The organism is Paenibacillus jamilae (assembly GCF_050482105.1).
Lineage (GTDB): Bacteria > Bacillota > Bacilli > Paenibacillales > Paenibacillaceae > Paenibacillus > Paenibacillus jamilae_B.
Genome location: NZ_JBCNHI010000020.1, coordinates 426,386 through 442,937 on the forward strand (window position 1 = coordinate 426,386; position 16,552 = coordinate 442,937).

The 16,552-nt window shown below is 44.1% G+C and carries 17 protein-coding genes and 1 other annotated feature; of the genes, 14 read left to right on the forward strand and 3 right to left on the reverse strand.

The features are described from left to right. Window positions 1–76: 76 nt before the first annotated feature. The 3 genes from ABEW32_RS20905 to ABEW32_RS20915 all read left to right on the forward strand — a co-directional run bounded on the left by ABEW32_RS20905 (window position 77) and on the right by ABEW32_RS20915 (window position 2,423). Window positions 77–601 (forward strand): GNAT family N-acetyltransferase, encoded by a 525-nt coding sequence (locus ABEW32_RS20905; RefSeq protein WP_430191399.1) that lies wholly within the window; start codon window positions 77–79, stop codon window positions 599–601. A 20-nt stretch (window positions 602–621) separates the two neighbouring features. After that, window positions 622–1,575, forward strand: coding sequence for a helix-turn-helix transcriptional regulator (locus tag ABEW32_RS20910; RefSeq protein ID WP_430191401.1), 954 nt, complete (start codon window positions 622–624; stop codon window positions 1,573–1,575). A 107-nt stretch (window positions 1,576–1,682) separates the two neighbouring features. Continuing rightward, a complete protein-coding gene (locus ABEW32_RS20915) occupies window positions 1,683–2,423 on the forward strand; it encodes a zinc ribbon domain-containing protein (RefSeq protein ID WP_430191403.1) in 741 nt (246 codons plus the stop codon). A gap of 88 nt (window positions 2,424–2,511) precedes the next feature. On the opposite strand, the gene ABEW32_RS20920 is transcribed toward ABEW32_RS20915, so the two are convergent. Continuing rightward, the gene (locus ABEW32_RS20920; protein ID WP_430192012.1) at window positions 2,512–3,747 is read right to left on the reverse strand and encodes an MFS transporter; all 1,236 of its coding nucleotides are present in this window, start codon (window positions 3,745–3,747) and stop codon (window positions 2,512–2,514) included. A 196-nt stretch (window positions 3,748–3,943) separates the two neighbouring features. Here ABEW32_RS20920 and ABEW32_RS20925 point away from each other — a divergent pair, with 196 nt between their 5' ends. From ABEW32_RS20925 to ABEW32_RS20940, 4 genes are all read left to right on the forward strand, one after another. Next, a complete protein-coding gene (locus ABEW32_RS20925) occupies window positions 3,944–4,531 on the forward strand; it encodes a TetR/AcrR family transcriptional regulator (protein ID WP_430191405.1) in 588 nt (195 codons plus the stop codon). Between the two features lie 21 nt (window positions 4,532–4,552). Then, the gene (locus ABEW32_RS20930; protein ID WP_430191407.1) at window positions 4,553–4,945 is read left to right on the forward strand and encodes a hypothetical protein; all 393 of its coding nucleotides are present in this window, start codon (window positions 4,553–4,555) and stop codon (window positions 4,943–4,945) included. Window positions 4,946–4,978: 33 nt separating this feature from the next. Continuing rightward, entirely contained in the window at window positions 4,979–5,530 is a 552-nt protein-coding gene (locus tag ABEW32_RS20935; RefSeq protein WP_430191409.1) for an O-acetyl-ADP-ribose deacetylase, read from the forward strand. Between the two features lie 91 nt (window positions 5,531–5,621). Further along, on the forward strand, window positions 5,622–6,095 hold the full coding sequence (locus tag ABEW32_RS20940) for an NUDIX hydrolase (RefSeq protein ID WP_430191411.1): 474 nt from the start codon (window positions 5,622–5,624) through the stop codon (window positions 6,093–6,095). A 45-nt stretch (window positions 6,096–6,140) separates the two neighbouring features. On the opposite strand, the gene ABEW32_RS20945 is transcribed toward ABEW32_RS20940, so the two are convergent. Then, on the reverse strand, window positions 6,141–7,325 hold the full coding sequence (locus tag ABEW32_RS20945; RefSeq protein ID WP_430191413.1) for an aminotransferase class I/II-fold pyridoxal phosphate-dependent enzyme: 1,185 nt from the start codon (window positions 7,323–7,325) through the stop codon (window positions 6,141–6,143). Between the two features lie 43 nt (window positions 7,326–7,368). Then, window positions 7,369–7,607 (reverse strand) — a binding site (T-box leader). A 189-nt stretch (window positions 7,608–7,796) separates the two neighbouring features. On the opposite strand from ABEW32_RS20945, the gene ABEW32_RS20950 reads away from it, so the two are divergent. Both ABEW32_RS20950 and ABEW32_RS20955 read left to right on the forward strand, forming a co-directional pair. Then, a complete protein-coding gene (locus ABEW32_RS20950) occupies window positions 7,797–8,405 on the forward strand; it encodes a DUF1349 domain-containing protein (RefSeq protein ID WP_430191415.1) in 609 nt (202 codons plus the stop codon). Between the two features lie 88 nt (window positions 8,406–8,493). Continuing rightward, window positions 8,494–9,195, forward strand: coding sequence for a DUF1361 domain-containing protein (locus ABEW32_RS20955; protein WP_430192014.1), 702 nt, complete (start codon window positions 8,494–8,496; stop codon window positions 9,193–9,195). Window positions 9,196–9,256: 61 nt separating this feature from the next. Here the strand turns inward: ABEW32_RS20955 and ABEW32_RS20960 are convergent, their stop codons facing one another. After that, window positions 9,257–10,186, reverse strand: coding sequence for an ArsR/SmtB family transcription factor (locus ABEW32_RS20960; protein WP_430191417.1), 930 nt, complete (start codon window positions 10,184–10,186; stop codon window positions 9,257–9,259). A 509-nt stretch (window positions 10,187–10,695) separates the two neighbouring features. On the opposite strand from ABEW32_RS20960, the gene ABEW32_RS20965 reads away from it, so the two are divergent. From ABEW32_RS20965 to ABEW32_RS20985, 5 genes are all read left to right on the forward strand, one after another. Further along, window positions 10,696–12,039: an ABC transporter substrate-binding protein gene (locus ABEW32_RS20965; protein WP_430191419.1), complete on the forward strand. Its 1,344-nt coding sequence runs from the start codon at window positions 10,696–10,698 to the stop codon at window positions 12,037–12,039. Between the two features lie 93 nt (window positions 12,040–12,132). Further along, window positions 12,133–13,023: a carbohydrate ABC transporter permease gene (locus tag ABEW32_RS20970; protein WP_013370548.1), complete on the forward strand. Its 891-nt coding sequence runs from the start codon at window positions 12,133–12,135 to the stop codon at window positions 13,021–13,023. Window positions 13,024–13,050: 27 nt separating this feature from the next. Continuing rightward, window positions 13,051–13,893, forward strand: a complete 843-nt coding sequence (locus ABEW32_RS20975; RefSeq protein ID WP_430191421.1) for a carbohydrate ABC transporter permease — start codon at window positions 13,051–13,053, stop codon at window positions 13,891–13,893. An 86-nt stretch (window positions 13,894–13,979) separates the two neighbouring features. Then, complete coding sequence (locus tag ABEW32_RS20980) at window positions 13,980–15,365, forward strand: arabinan endo-1,5-alpha-L-arabinosidase (RefSeq protein WP_430191423.1); 1,386 nt, start codon at window positions 13,980–13,982, stop codon at window positions 15,363–15,365. 40 nt (window positions 15,366–15,405) lie between these two features. Then, entirely contained in the window at window positions 15,406–16,374 is a 969-nt protein-coding gene (locus ABEW32_RS20985) for a glycoside hydrolase family 43 protein (protein ID WP_430191425.1), read from the forward strand. Window positions 16,375–16,552: the final 178 nt, after the last annotated feature.

A 16,552-nucleotide genomic window follows, 5' to 3' on the forward strand; every position in this document is an offset into this window, starting at 1 on the left:
AGCATCTGAGGCTATTTTAATATAGACATTATAGTTTCAAATTAAATAGGAGATAGAGTAAGATGGAGGAAAACCATTGGAGGAACGGGAAGCCATGATGATCATCAGGAACCTAGAGCCAGCAGACGCTGAAGCGTATTGGAATTTAAGGCTGGAAGCCCTAAAAATGAACCCCGAGGCTTTTGGAACCTCCTATGAGGAAGCTGTACAAGTTTCGTTAATTGATGTAGTGAAGCAAATACAAAATGAGAGAGATCATTACATACTTGGTGCATTTACAAAGGATCATCAGCTGGCTGGCATGACTGGTTTTAGAAGAGAGCACAAAATAAAGACGCAGCATAAAGGAACGATTTGGGGAGTTTATGTACCACGGATTTACCGAGGTCAGGGAATCGCTAAGCAACTTTTAATGGAAGTGATCAACCGAGGTAGAAAAGTGGACGGCTTGAAACAAATCAATTTGAGTGTGGTGGCTGCCAATCAAGCAGCTGTCGAGCTTTATAGGAAATTAGGGTTTAAAACTTATGGTATAGAAAAGAACGCACTGGAATATCAAGGCCAGGGATATCATGAGGAGCTTATGGCTTATTTTTATTAAGGGTGAAAGGTTTTGAATACATGAAAATTGATCGATTGCTTTCTATCGTCATTTTGCTGCTGAAAAGAAATAGAATACAAGCAAAGGAACTGGCTGATTTGTATGAGGTTTCGATTCGGACGATTTATAGAGATATTGAAGCCATTAGTTTAGCGGGTATCCCCGTAGTAACTTATCAGGGAGCAGGTGGGGGAATCGGCTTGATGGAAGGATATCGCCTTGATCGTAGTATGTTGACGGATCATGATATCAAGGACATTGTGATGGGCTTGCAGAGTTTGTCCTCGTCGTTGGGCGGTCCCAACGTATCCCGGTTACTTCATAAATTTGAAAGCATTATACCGGAGTCTGAAAAAGAGCAATTTAGTGTCCGTACCACACAGTTTATCGTCGATCATTCGGGATGGGGAAATCAGTCTGTCCAGGAAGCTAAATTAATCAAGATAAAAGAGGCAATGAGTCAAGCCCGTACGGTTGCTTTTACCTATCGAAATGCGGAAGGAGCCCGAACAGAACGGGATGTGGAACCGCATACGCTTGTGCTGAAAGGGCAACAATGGTTTGTGTATGCGTATTGTCCTGACAGGGGGCAGTTTCGGTTGTTCAAGCTTTCCCGTATGAATGAGCCTGTGGTTACAGAGACGGCTTTCACTCGCAGGGATCTTTCTAATGAAGTGCTTCCGTGGAATGAAGGGCGGATGACGGCATTCAGCGCTGTACAACCATTTACGCTACAATTTAACCGCACCTCAAGACATCTGGCGGAGGATTGGTTTGGTGTGGAAGCATTGAACGAGCAGGAGGAAGGGATTTACACGGTTTCAGTCCCGTTTCCTGAGGATGCGTGGGTGTACGGATTTATTTTAAGCCTCGGACCGGATGTGATTGTCAAAGAACCAGCCCATTTGCGAGACAAGATTTATAAGATGGCGTTGCGTATTGCGTCTAATTATGAAGAAGAACAGGAATTATAGAATAATTATTAGACTAAAGTAAAACAAACCTGACCCATAGTTGTCAGGTTTGTTTCGTTATACTGGTGGCATACCTGATACGAGTTGGAGAAAGGGGATTTACGAAAATGGATAAAGCTTGTCAAAGTTGTGGGATGCCGCTGGAGCATGAGGGTCAATATGGAACGGATGCACAACATCATAAAACAGATGAGTATTGCAAGTATTGTTACAAGGAAGGTGCATTTGTACAGCCTGACTTGACGATGGAGGAAATGATTCAGCAGTGTGTGCCGTTTCTGGTAGAAGAGGGAATGCAGGCAGAAGAAGCAACTTCGATGCTGCGTAATTACCTACCGAATTTGAAGAGGTGGCGGTCTTCAGAGAATACAGAGCTTCAATTTGATGGACCCATTCGTGAGGAGTACCGAGGTGAAATCCATTTAATTGGACTAAAAGCACGTACCAATAATCAGAAGGAACAAACGCCCTACGGGATCATTCCAAAAATGTGGCAACGTTTTGTAGGTGAGGATGTGGCAAGCCGGATCAAGGGTCATGAAGGACTTGCTTCCGTCTATGGTTGCTATACTGACTATGAAAATGGAGCTCTGGGCGAGTATACGTTTTTTATCGGAAAGGAAGCGGCTGAAGATTTTCAAGCTCCTGACGATCTTGAGGAACTTGTAATTCCCGCTGCACGCTACGCTATTTTTCAGGCAACCCATGAACCTTCTTCTGTCTTCCGTGTATGGCAGACAATTTGGGCATGGGCTGCCACAGGACAAGGGGAGCGGACCTACACAGGTGATTTTGAAGTGTATGGCAATCCAGATGAACCCGTTTTGATTTATATTGCAATCAAGTGATAATTTACAGTAGTAGAAAAGAAACGCCTAGGCCGTTGTTAAGGCCCGGGCGTTTCTTTTGTTGATCTTATCAATATAGGTTTTACGATCAAGTTGAACGTCGAGTCACCGCCCAAAAGATGAGAGCCAGAGCACTGACACCGGTCCCCAATAGGCAAACCCCATTCCACCCAGCATAGGTATACATATGAGTGGAGGCAATGGCTCCAGAAGCGCTGCCGATGGAATAAAATATCATGTAGCCCGCGGTAAGTCGGCTTCGTGCCTCAGGACGAACGTTAAAAATCAAGCTCTGGTTAGTAACATGCACAGCCTGTACAGCCAAATCCAAAAGAATGACGCCAAGAGCTAAAGCGAATAGAGAATGCTCGGTGTAGCGTATAGGTAGCCAGGACAGCAGCAATACAACTAGTGCGATACCTGTCGTTCGTTGTCCCAAGCCTTGATCAGCAAGCCGCCCTGCTTGGGCTGCTGCTAATGCTCCGGCGACCCCAGCCAGGCCGAAGGCCCCTATAGCAGTATGCGAAAGAGACAATGGGGGAGCACTGAGAGGGAGTACAAGCGAAGTCCACAATATGCTGAATGCTGTGAAAATGAGCAGCGCAAGGACAGCACGAATACGCAGAATTCGTTCTTGGACGAACAGGGTGATAACCGAGCGAAGCAGCTGCGCATAGGAAAGTCTAGCGCTTGTAGGTTCGTTCTTTGGGAGTACTCGCAACAAAGCCATAGCCATAAGCAGCGTAAGTGTAGCAGAAACAAGGTAAACTGAACGCCAGCCAGCCAGATCAGTTAATACACCGGCAACGGTTCGTGCCAGCAAAATGCCGATAACGACTCCGCTGGTTACCAGTCCTACGACCTGTCCGCGTTCGGTCGGATTAGCCAAGGTCGAGGCGAATGCGACGAGTGTTTGTGTCACTACAGCCAGCAGTCCAACCATCGCCATTCCCGTAAGCAGTATTGTACGGGTAGGGGCAAAGCTAACCACGATTAATGCCAGCACGGATAGCAGCATTTGTCCTGTAATCAGGCGACGCCGATTCAAAAGATCGCCAAGCGGGACGAGCAGCAGCAGTCCCAGTGCATAACAAATTTGCGTGACGGTAATGACCATACCGACGGATGAGTGTGTAATGCCAAACTCGTGCGCCAGCGCATCCAGTAATGGCTGTGCATAGTAAATGTTAGCGACAGCCAGCCCGCAGGCTATGGCAAACAAGAGTGCCACAGATCGGGACAGGACACGAGCAGGGGCTGCTTCCACAGTGTTGGGTATCGCTTGGTGGGGTAGTAGTATCGCTTTTTCTTTAGGCATCTTCATTTTCACATACCACGTCGCTTTCTGCATTTTATGTACCGATCAATATAATATACTGAACGGTACATAATAATTTTAGGTCAATATAACTCGTGTCAATAAGATATGTCAAGAGTTTAATCTACACATATTTGACATCATACTTGGGTAAAAGTACAATCTTAATATACTGATTGATACAAAAAGAAGGGGTTAAAGTATGGTTCGACTACGGGAATTTGATGAAGACCAAGCGTTGGATGCAGCGATGCAAGTTTTTTGGGAAAAGGGTTTTGAGGCCACATCTTTAAGCGATTTAACCTCCCGCATGGGAATACAACGCCCCAGTCTATATGCTGCCTTTGGGGATAAAAAGCAGTTATTCGAAGCTGCGCTGCGTAAATATACGCAATCTCATGCCGCATATGTAAGGGCGGAACTGCAAAGGAGCTCGTCTGTAAAACAAGCGTTTTTCAATTTTTTTGGAGGGATCGTGGCAGATGAGTACGAGAATGGATCTAATAAAGGATGCTTTTGTATAAATACAATGGTAGAATTAGCTCCTCATGATGAGAAATTTGAAATTTTAACCAGGGAACATCAGATGTATCTTTCTGCCGTCTTTCAGGAGACCCTCGAACGTGGTATTCAATCTGGGGAGCTTGAGGTAACCGTGGATGCAAGAGCTTTGGCGCATACGATGGTCACCTTCTTAATCGGGATTACCGTGATGATGAAGTCCCGCCCAGCGCGTGCTTTTGTAGATCAGGCGGTGGCAACTTTTCTTATATTATTGGATGGGAAATAGAAATAAAGAAAGGAGATTGGGATGTCTCAGATGATAGCTATTCAAACTCCGTTTGGTGAATTGCATGGACGGGATGCAGTTTATTTGGATCATGTCTATATGAATTATGCGAAGAAGGAGCTGGTTTTGAAGGGAGAGATTAATGGGAGTTTGGCGCCAGAAGCAGTAGACGAGTTTGTACCCTATGAGCTTATATTTACAGGAGTTTACTATTTTAATATGATAGAACTCGATGTGGCTTTAAGCATGTCTGAGCAGAAGTATGTGCAAGGTAGCAGTTTTGATGAGCTTATAGATACACCTTTAATGGCTACCATAGCTAGTGCACGGGGGAAACATCTAAAACATTTTCTACTGAAAACCTATGACGATATATTAGAAATCGCTTGTAGTGATTATAAAATGAGTATATAAATAAAGATGATTTTTAGAAGAGGAGAAGGATCAATGGAAACCCAAATTGAACTATTTAACGTCATCCTACGTGTGGTGCAAGGGGATATTACCCGTTGTAAGGCAGATGTTATCGTCAATGCAGCCAATACAAGCTTGCTGGGTGGCGGTGGTGTAGATGGTGCGATTCATAGAGCTGGCGGTCCGGCTATATTGGAAGATTGTGTCCGAATTAGAAACAAGCAAGGGGGATGTCCAGTGGGAGGCGCGGTTTATACAACGGCTGGCAAGCTGGATGCCCAATATGTTGTTCATACGGTTGGCCCTGTATGGAATGGTGGCGAACATCAGGAAGAAGAGCTATTAGCGACATGCTACCGTCATACACTGCAATTAGCTTTAGAACTACATGCACGCAGCGTTGCTTTTCCCAATATCAGCACAGGCATCTACCGATTCCCGAAGGAAAAGGCGGCCGAGATTGCTATACGGGAAGTGACACGTTTTGTACAGGAACATGCCGGGTTGAATGAAATTATTTTTGTTTGTTTTGATATAGAAAATGCTCAGTTATATAGCCGTAAGTTACAGTCACCTAAAGATTAATTTTTTAGTATACATACTTAAGCTCCTCATTTAACTTGTTCAAACGCATTGATTGATTTGACGTAAAGAAATGCTCAACAGGAGGTGTACGATGCTGGCTAAGCTGGTAAATAAAATCCCACGGGATTGGCTTATATTCATGTATAAGCATACGCCGTTCACTCGCTTAAAAAATGCATTGGTGTACCGGGCACAACATAAATTTTTAGTTGCTGTACTGGGTATTTTCACGAATGCTGCCGGGGAAGTGCTGCTATTAAAGCACGTATACCGGAAGCAGCCGTGGGGGATTCCCGGTGGCTGGATGGAGCTAGAGCAGCCGGAAACCGCCCTGCGGCGTGAAGTCCGGGAAGAAACCGGGCTGGAGGTAGAAATCACCTCATTGGCGAGAGCTCAGTTTGGTCAGATGCCAAACCGTGTGGATCTTATTTTTACAGGCCGGGTTATCCCCGGTATCTTTCGGCCAAGCGCTGAAATCTCCGACATTTGTTACTGCCGCGTAGGGGAATGGCCGGAAGGTATGCCAGCACATCAGAAAAAGCTTATTCAGCAGTTGCTGAAGTAGCGTTTATCTCCTGCTCATGTTCATTTTATGGTAGAGAAAATCGATTCACAGGCGTTTTAAGAATACTCTGATGCGTTCTAGAGCCATTTCCAGCTGTTCACGCGATGATGCATACGAGCAGCGGATAAAGCCTTCGCCGCCTGGACCGAATGCAGAACCGGGAACCGTAATAACTCCTTCTTCTTCCAACAGTCGCTTGGCAAACTGTTCTGAGCTTAACCCTGTGTGCACAATGGAGGGAAAAGCATAGAAGGTACCGCCCGGTTCATGACATGGAAGTCCTGTCTGACATAGACTGGCAACGAACCATTTTCTACGTTGATTGTAGGATTCCATCATACGATCTTTCTCCTCCAGCCCGTTGCGCAGAGATTCAATTGCAGCAATTTGCCCGATAATAGGGGCGCACATAGCTGTATATTGATGGATTTTCAGCATAGCTGAAATAAACTCTCTCGGACCGCATACATAGCCGACCCTCCAGCCTGTCATGGCAAATGCCTTGGAAAAGCCGCTGATCAGCAGGGTACGTTCTTTCATTCCTGGCAAAGAAGCGAAGCTTACATGCTGTTGCTCATAGGTCAATTCAGCATAAATTTCGTCCGATATGACGACGAGATTATGCTCCTCAACCAGACGGGCAATGGGTAGCCAATCCTCATAGGTCATCACCCCGCCAGTCGGGTTATTCGGATAACAGAGAATAAGCACTTTAGATTGTGGAGTTAGCTTGGATTTCAGCGTCTCAGCTGTCAGCTTAAACTGCTGGTCTGCGGACGTTTCGACCGTTACGGTATGTCCTCCGTTCAAAAACGTAATAGGTGAATACGAAATGTAACAGGGAGCTGGTATGAGTATTTCATCATTTGCTGTAATGAGGGCGCGCAGTGCCAAATCCAACGCTTCACTGCTGCCAACAGTGACCATGATTTCATCTGTCGGATTGTAGGATGTGCTAAAACTGCTCTCCAGATATCCGGCAATTTCCTCGCGAAGCTCAGGAAGACCTGCATTGGGTGTGTATGAGGTTTTGCCATTTTCCAATGCTGTGATACAAGCCTTTCTGACATGTTGAGGGGTGACAAAGTCCGGTTCACCGACACCTAGCGATACGATATCTGTTCTGCCTGCACTATATTCAAAAAACTTACGGATGCCTGAAGGCGGCATTTCCCGTACAGCCGGAGTCAAAAAATCAGTTATAGATACTGCTGTCGATACATTAATCATGTTGCTTCCTCCTTTTTGAAAAACAAAAAAAACCCGCCCCTGTAAAAGGGACGAGTTTATACCCGTGTTACCACCCTAGTTTCATTCCATAGGAAATGACACTCTGTTCACGTATCCATCAATACGTGTTCCGGTTAACGCTGGAAAGGCGGCAGAGCTTACTTCAGGTTCAGCCCGCTTCTCAGAGATGGCGTTCAGCTACCCTCGGAATGTTGGCTTTCACCTGCCCCAACTCTCTGCAAATCCGCTGTATAGCTTACTCGTTCTCGTCATTGAAATTTGTTGCCGTATCAATTTAGGTGTAATTATAAGCACAACATTTCAGAATGGCAAGTCTTTTTTTATAAATCTGAAAGACAGGGGGATTATCATTGACGACTGGAAGATAACGTATATAGTGGTATCAAGGAGGAATATGCCCCAAAATTCACTGTGTTCTGACTATAATGGCTAGAGAGGGATGGTGTCCATATGAACGTATTTAAGGGCTTTACCAACAAGATTTTGCCTGAAGGATGGGGGTGGATCAACGAACCGACTGTATGGAGCTTCGATGAATCCAAAGCTTTACAAGTATCAGCACCTGCACAGGCAGATTTTTTTAGAGATCCATCTGGCGCAGTGATCAAATCGTCCGCTCCATTTCTGCACACCACCCTTCAAGGAGATTTTACAATATGGACGAGGGTTCGTGTCGATATGAAGCAGCCCTATGATTCAGGATGCTTGATGGTGATGGCTGATGATACGCATTGGGCTAAAATATGCTTTGAATATTTTGAAAATACCCCTTCGATCCTAAGTGTCGTCACACGGGATACATCCGACGATTGTATATCGGAAGCGATGGATGCTTCTAATCCATATTTGCGAGTAACACGAGCTGGAAATTGCTTTGCCTTTCATTATTCATCAGATGGTCAGCATTGGAAGCTGGCGAGATATTTTGGGATGAATGTTTCCAGCCAGCTAAAAGTTGGGGTTGTCGCACAATCACCAGTGGGAGAAGGCTGTGATGTTACCTTTGAGGCTTTGACGATAACAAATCATGTGTCTGAGGACATACGCAACGTGGACTAAACCAAAGTCCTTGCTCAATATGAAAGCGCTATAAGAAAAAAAGAAAGAACGTAATTACGTGTGTCCAGGCAGGAGGTAGATGAAAAGTTTGCTGTTAAGAAGGAAGGGTTACAAGCTGCCCGGTATGTTGGCGGTGCTGCTTGTAGCTACGTTGGGCTGTTTCGCACTCGTTATATATTTACAGTCTACAAGTGGGACGAGAATGTATCAATTTCTGTACTGGGACATATTCCTGGCCTGGGTTCCGGTGTTTATTTCGTTGTTAATGGTGGCTTTATCCAGATTGCGAAATGCAAAAGTGAGAAATATTCTTTTATTTTTCGCTGCATGGGTGTGGTTGTTTTTTCTGCCAAATGCTCTTTATTTAGTGACCGAACTACTCCATGCATTCCGTTTGTACGATGTGAATCCTGGTACGCGTTTTTGGCTGAACACTCGATTTTGGCTAATCTTATTTACGTCCTTTTCAGCTGCTGGAATGGGTCTTTTTCTTACATCTCTATGTGTATGGATGATCCACCGTATGTTGAGGAAGATTTGTTCAGGGTGGCTCGCATGGATTGTAGTTCTTGCCATGTTGTGGCTGGCTAGCATCGGCGTATATATAGGCAGGTTTGCACGCTGGAATAGCTGGGATATGCTGCTGCAGCCGTTGGTGCTTCTTGCGGATATTTGGAGATGGGTAATATATGCCGGGGAAAAAATACATTTGCTGTCCTTTAGCTGGCTGATGTTTGGCATGGCGCTCATTTTCTATCTATTTATTTATATTTCTTTAGGCGAGGACTAGGATTTAGGCCGAGGACATGCATTCGATGAATGCAGACTTCGGCCTTTTTATTTGTGACAAGTTAGGAGTTGGAGCTATCCTCTTCGTGTACATCGTAAAGAACACGAACAAGCAGATCCTGACTGAAATTTCCGAACCTTTTACCAAAAATAGTGAGCCCTCCTTTGTTTTGCGATTGATCAGATACGGATAAACGCAGTGTAATATCGCTTTTGTAATCAAGTCCAATATCGTCTATGGTGACCTCTGATATACGGCACCCGTCAATAAAGCTTCCATGCTGATTGATGCGAATTAACTTCAACATGCCGTACTGATTCAAGTGTGGAGGCCACCAATCGGGATTGAGAACCCCGGGAACAGCTCCAAAATCGCCTGGGCTCGTCCAGTGACCGATGGCAATACCGTTTACATGAAAACAAATATCAGACGGATAGTCCTCACAATAACACGGTGCCTCTGATCCCAGTTCTGCGGAAAATTGAACTTCGGTAAAGGATTGATTCGCCTTTAAGTAGTTTGGAATGCGGTATTCAAGAAAGCCTTCTGCCATCCAGATCATTTCAGAGTCCAGTCGCGCGGGATCTGCAAAATAGCGTGGGTCATCAAAATCGCCGACAATGCTGTCTTTGGTCACTAATCCACAAGTTGGAACTGCCTGGTAGTTACTATAATGACCAATGCGAATTTCAACCTCATACACATTTTTTTGTTCTCTGCTGCGCAGATCTACCATTAGCTTTTCCTTATTTAAATAGCACATTTTTCGGGTTCCATGTTTACCGCTTACCGTATTGATTTCCACAAGCCCACATTCTTCCAGTTTACGAATATGCATCGTAATGGTGCCGTTGCTCAAATTCAGCTTGCTCGCAATATCATTCATACTTTGTCCTTGAACAGCAAGTAACTCAAGAATTTGAATGCGGATTTCCGAGCCCAGCGCCTTGAAAATATCTAACCCCGACATTAAGTCCTTAATATAAATCATAGCTATAGCCCATCCTTATCTATAAAATATGTTATGTAAGCGCTTATATTTTTACTTTGATTTATGTTAAAATAAAATCATAAAGAAGTAAACTGCTTTTCTGTAAATTTTTTTTACTAAAGAAGAGGAGTGAGAAATGCAATCTAAAATAAGGCGTTTTTCTATAAATTAAATCGCATTTAAGTTTTAATGATACTTTTCATAATTATAAACAACTTAAATGCGATTTATTTTTGCTTTTTAAGTTACTCCAATCTATGTTTTATAATTATTTAAAAAGATTGAAAAATGCATTGACGAACCGTAGAATGGCGTGCTATATTTTATTTGTAAACGAATTCATTATTGATAAAGGTAAATGTTAATTATATGGCATATGAGAGGGATGATAATCACAGCGGCAATCAACAACGGGTTGTATACCGCACAGTTAAAGATTAGGCCGAGTGGTATGAAGTTATTTTAACACTTAATGTATGCGGTTTCATTTAAATTTAGGAGGGGTCGCGTTGACAAAGAAAAAAGGTTTTGCGCTAACAATGGCTGTTCTATTGTTGATGGTTGCTGCACTGGCAGGCTGTAGTGGAGGAAGTTCCAGTAGCGATGGTAGCAAGGAATTGACGTTCATGTTCCGTGGAGGAACGGATGAGCAGAAGGCTTATAAGGATGTTATCAAAAAATTTGAAGAAGAACATCCTGGTGTAAAGGTTAAAATGGTCGTGACTGCAGCAGACCAATATGCTACAAAGCTTAGAGCTGCAATTACAGGTAACAATCTTCCAGATATCTTCTATTATGCCCCTGGAGATTTGAAAGCTTATGTTAACAGTGGGGTGTTGAAGGATCTGACACCTTATATTGAGAAGAGCAAGGATATAAATCTGGATAACATTTGGAAATACGGTGTAGATTTGTATCGCTATGACGGTAAAATGGCTGGTCAAGGAAATATTTACGGTATGCCGAAGGACTTGGGTCCATTCGCCTTGGGTTATAACAAAACCATGTTTGAAAAAGCAGGTGTTCCATTGCCTGACAAAGACAAACCGTATACATGGGAGGAGTTCATTAAGGTTAACCAAGAGCTGACCAAAGATACTAACGGAGATGGCAAGCCAGATCAATACGGAACAGGCTTTAACGTTCAGTGGGCATTGCAAGCCTTTGTATGGAGTAATGGCGCTGATTGGCTGGATGAGAGCAAAACCAAAGTAACGATTGACGATCCGAAATTTGCGGAAGCGCTTCAGTTCTTTGCTGATATGCAAAACAAATACAAAATCACACCTGGCATTGAACAATCACAAACTTTGGACACATATCAGCGCTGGATGAAGGGCGAAATGGCCTTCTTCCCGGTAGGCCCTTGGGATATGAGTACTTTTGAAAAGCTGCCATTCGAATATGATTTGTTGCCTTTCCCAACAGGATCGACTGGCAAACCTGCAACATGGATTGGTTCTCTGGGTATCGGTGTTTCCTCTAAAACAAAATATCCAGATGAAGCTGTAGAATTGGTTAACTATCTGACTACTTCCAAAGAAGGCATGAAGCAACTCGTAGATGCCAAGGTACAGATTCCGAATCTGCTGGATATGGCTGATGAGTGGGTCAAAGATACAAAAACAAAGCCTAACAACAAACAAGAATTTATTGATATCGTAAAAGACTATGGACGTGCATTACCAGGTAACTATACGTATAACGCAGAATGGTACGATATTTTCTTCACAGATATCCAACCTGTGCTGGATGGCAAAATTACGGCAGCAGATTATGTGAAGCAAGAACAACCGAAGATGCAGAAACTGCTGGATAAAGCGGTGGAGCAAGAGAAAAAATCACAGAAATAATGCGTAAATAGAGGGGAAAAGGATGATGTTAGTGGCTGAATATCATGCTGCTAACATCATCTTCATTCCAAATCAGAAACAGAGGTGAGCCCTGTGATAACCAAATCTAATCTCTACCGCAAAGAGAAGATATATGGATACTTATTTATTCTTCCGCCTATTCTCGGTCTGCTAATCTTTACGTTGTTCCCGTTTGTCTATTCGTTATACGGCTCTTTTACAGACTGGGACGGATTGGGACAAATGAACTTTATTGGGTTCGACAATTTTAAGGATTTATTTAGCGATGAACTCTTTTACAAATCGATGTACAATACTCTTTTCTTAATGTTGGGTATTCCAATCGGTCTGGTACTAGCTTTACTGCTGGCACTGGGGCTGAATCGCAAAATTCCAGGTACCACGACATTCCGTGTGATTTATTATATTCCGGTCATTTCTTCGTTGGCTGCGGTTTCCATTATGTGGAACTGGGCTTATAACGGAGATTATGGTTTGGTGAACCAATTCCTTGAACTGTTCGGTATTAAGGGACCTAACTGGCTGATGGATAAGGACACAGTCAAGCCGGCCCTGATTCTCATGACTGTATGGAAAGGTCTCGGATATACAATGTTGCTATATCTGGCTGCACTGCAAAGCGTATCTCGCTCTTATTATGAAGCAGCAGAGCTGGACGGAGCTAGTGGATTCCAAATGTTCCGCAATATCACTTGGCCAATGGTGAAACCAGTAACCTTCTTCCTGGTCGTTACCAACATTATTGGTGGTTCGCAAATCTTTACTGAAATGAACATTATGACACCTACAGGGGGTCCGGAATACTCATCCGCCTCAATTGTCTTCTATATTTGGGATAAGGCATTCAAAAACCTGCAAATGGGATATGCCTCCGCGATGGCTATGATTCTCGGCATCTTCATTTTTATCGTAACTTTGATTCAATTTAAAATGAATGAAAAATCATCCTTTGATGGGGATTGATTTTCGCGGAAAGGAGTGAGGCTGATTATGTCCCATAGTCAAAAAACGAAAGTTACCAATATCATTATCTTTATTGTACTGGCGATTGGAGCGATTGCGATGATCGCGCCGTTGCTTTGGATGTTGTCCACTTCAGTAAAAGAAAAGCAGGATGTCTTTGCACTCCCACCAGTATGGATACCAGAGGTGTTTCAGTTTGGTAAGTACAAGGAAATTTGGGAAGCAGGTCCTCTATTAAGCGGGATCAAGAACAGCGTGATTGTGGCTGTAAGTGTCACGGTTGTGGGTACCTTCACATCTAGTGTAGCTGCTTTTGCATTCGCAAAGCTGAGATTCCCTCATAAAAATAAACTGTTTTTGGCACTCATCGCATCCATGATGATTCCTTACCCAACAGTTATGATTCCACAGTTTATGATGTTCTCCAAACTTGGCTGGATAGATACGCTGTTGCCTCTGATCGTTCCCGGCTTGTTCGGTAATGTAGTCATGATCTTTTTCTTGCGGCAATATTTGCTCAGTATACCGGATGCTATTATCGAAGCTGCTAAAATTGACGGAAGCTCTTACTTCCGACTTTATTCGTCGATTACGTTCCCGCTCATTAAGCCGGCAGTGGCGGCACAGCTTATTTTATGGTTTATGGGAATTTGGAACGATTACTTGGCACCGATTATTTACTTGAACTCGCCAGAAACGCAGACATTGCAGCTGGTTATCGCGAATTTTAATGCGACTTATGCCATTCAGACAGACTATCCGCTTATTATGGCAGCTTCCATTATAGCCTTGTTACCTGTGTTGATTATATTCCTAATCTTCCAGAAACAAATTATTGAGTCGGTTGCCATTTCAGGTGTCAAAGGTTAACTGGCACTTACATTTGGATGATTCGGATGAATGATGTAACGCAGTCACCCTATGTATTGAGTAAAGGAAGGAGGAGAATAACAGTTATGGTTATGCTGCTAATGCTGGGTCTATCTGGCTGTGGGGATAACACTCCCGACCCTGTATATCCACAGGCTCCGCCTCCTGATCGCTTATATGATCAAAGTACGATAGACGATGAACAGCGCTGGACTATTAACAATGCCCATGACCCAGCGATTATCAAAACAGATCAAGGATATTATGTCTATTCGACGGATGTAAAGACAGGTGGAGAACTGAGACCGGGTGTCATGGTGCGCAAATCGACCGACCTGATTCACTGGAGCTGGGTTCAGTATGCTCTGCCTGGCATCCCGAAGGAAGCGGGAGCATGGTCATCAGCAACCAATCTGTGGGCCCCGGATCTTATAAAGATGGGCGATACCTATCGAATGTATTATTCTGCTTCCACATTTGGCAGCACACGATCAGCCATTGGATTGCAGACATCCCACTCCCCGGAAGGTCCTTGGAAGGATGAGGGGCTGGTTATTAAAACGGATGAGCATGACAAGCTGAATGCAATTGATGCTAATCCGGTATTGGATGCTGAAGGAAATCTATGGATGGTATACGGATCATTTTTTGGCGGGATTCATATTACACCGCTCGATCCCCAGACTGGAAAGCTCAAAGAGCCAGGCTATGGTAAAAATATCGCTGCCAGAGATCGGGCGACCGAGGACGGAGCTGTGGAAGGACCGTACATTGTGTACAATCCTGTGTTCCGTAAATACTACTTGTTTGTCTCGTATGATTCTTTGTTCGAGGACTACAATGTTCGTGTTGCCCGCTCGGATTCTATCACAGGCCCTTATGTGGATATAAATGGACATGACATGGCGGATACCAGCTATTTGCCTCAATATGAGATTGGGAACAAGATACTGGGTGGTTATCGTTTCAGCGAAGGAGAAGGCTGGGTTGCGCCAGGTCATAATTCCGTGCTGAAGGACGGAGACGATTACTATATTGTACATCATGCGCGGGGAGAAACAGATAAGAGTTGGCCCTACTTGCATGTACGCAAAATATTGTGGACGGCCGATGGCTGGCCTGTCGTGTCGCCGGAGCGGTATGCGGGTGAAAAGGAGCAGGATTTACCCAAAAGACTATTATCCGGCAACTGGGAGCGCATCGTGATAAGACAGGAAGTAGACGGTCAGGTGGAAGCTGAACCGCTCCGTCTGGAAGATGGAGGACGAGCAACCAGCGGTTCTCTGGAAGGGAACTGGAGCTTTGATGGCAGACGTACTCTAACAATGGACTGGAGCAATGCATCCGAAGGGGTAAAGGAAGAATTGCTTTTGCTTCCTTCATGGGACTGGGAGCTCGGTCGTCCTACTTTAATTTTTACGGGTATGAATGAAAAGGGAATTTCCATTTGGGGAAAACGTATCAGCGATTAATCATATGAACTACATATTACACATAGAGGAGAGAAAAACCATGAATCAACCTGTATCTTTTAATAATCCAGTCATTGAGCAACGTGCAGATCCTTGGATTTACAAGCATAGTGATGGGTACTATTATTTTACCGGATCCGTACCTGAGTATGACCGCATTGAGGTTCGGCGGGCACGTACTATTCAAGGCTTGAATACAGCAGAGCCAGTCGCAGTGTGGCATAAATATGAAACAGGCCCGTTAAGCGCGAACATTTGGGCACCAGAGATTCATTATATCAACGACAAATGGTACATTTATTTTGCAGCAGCTCGCACCACGGAAACGAAGGAAGGTTTGTTCGATCATCGGATGTTTGTGCTGGAAAATGCTTCAGCTAATCCGCTGGAAGGCGAATGGGTGGAAAAGGGACAGATCAAAACCCGTTGGGAGACGTTTGCTCTCGATGCAACAACCTTCCAGCATAACGGAGTTCTATATTATGTATGGGCTCAGAAAGACCCGGACATCGTAGGTAATTCCAATTTGTATATTTCAGAGATGAGTAATCCGTGGACGCTGCGTGGTGAACAGGTCATGATCTCTACACCAGAATATGACTGGGAAGTCATTGGTTTTAAGGTGAATGAAGGAGCAGCGGTTCTTAAACGGAACGGCCGGATTTTTATCAGCTATTCAGCAAGTGCCACAGATCACAATTATTGCATGGGCCTGTTAACAGCAGACGAGAATGCCAACTTACTTGACCCAAAATCGTGGGCTAAGTCTCCTGCGCCAATATTCTGCACGAATGAGGAGACAGGTCAATTCGGACCTGGCCACAATAGCTTCACAGTTGCTGAGGACGGTAGTGATGTTATCGTATATCACGCCCGCAATTACAAGGAAATTACAGGTGACCCGCTGTATGATCCGAATCGTCATGCACGTGTTCAGCGTTTGAATTGGAATGAGGATGGAACACCTAACTTTGGTATTCCGGTGCCAGACGGCGTTTCTGTTGGATAACCCAATCAGAGCTTGTGCTAGATGATTGACGTGTCACACAGCGACACTATAATTTTATAAACAACGCAGGGAAATGAATTTGCTGCGTATAACAATGGAAATGAGATATCTTTGGCCTTAGGGCTGAAGATATCTTTTTGCTTATGGGGGACGGAGCGAAGTTATGGGTACTTTAAAT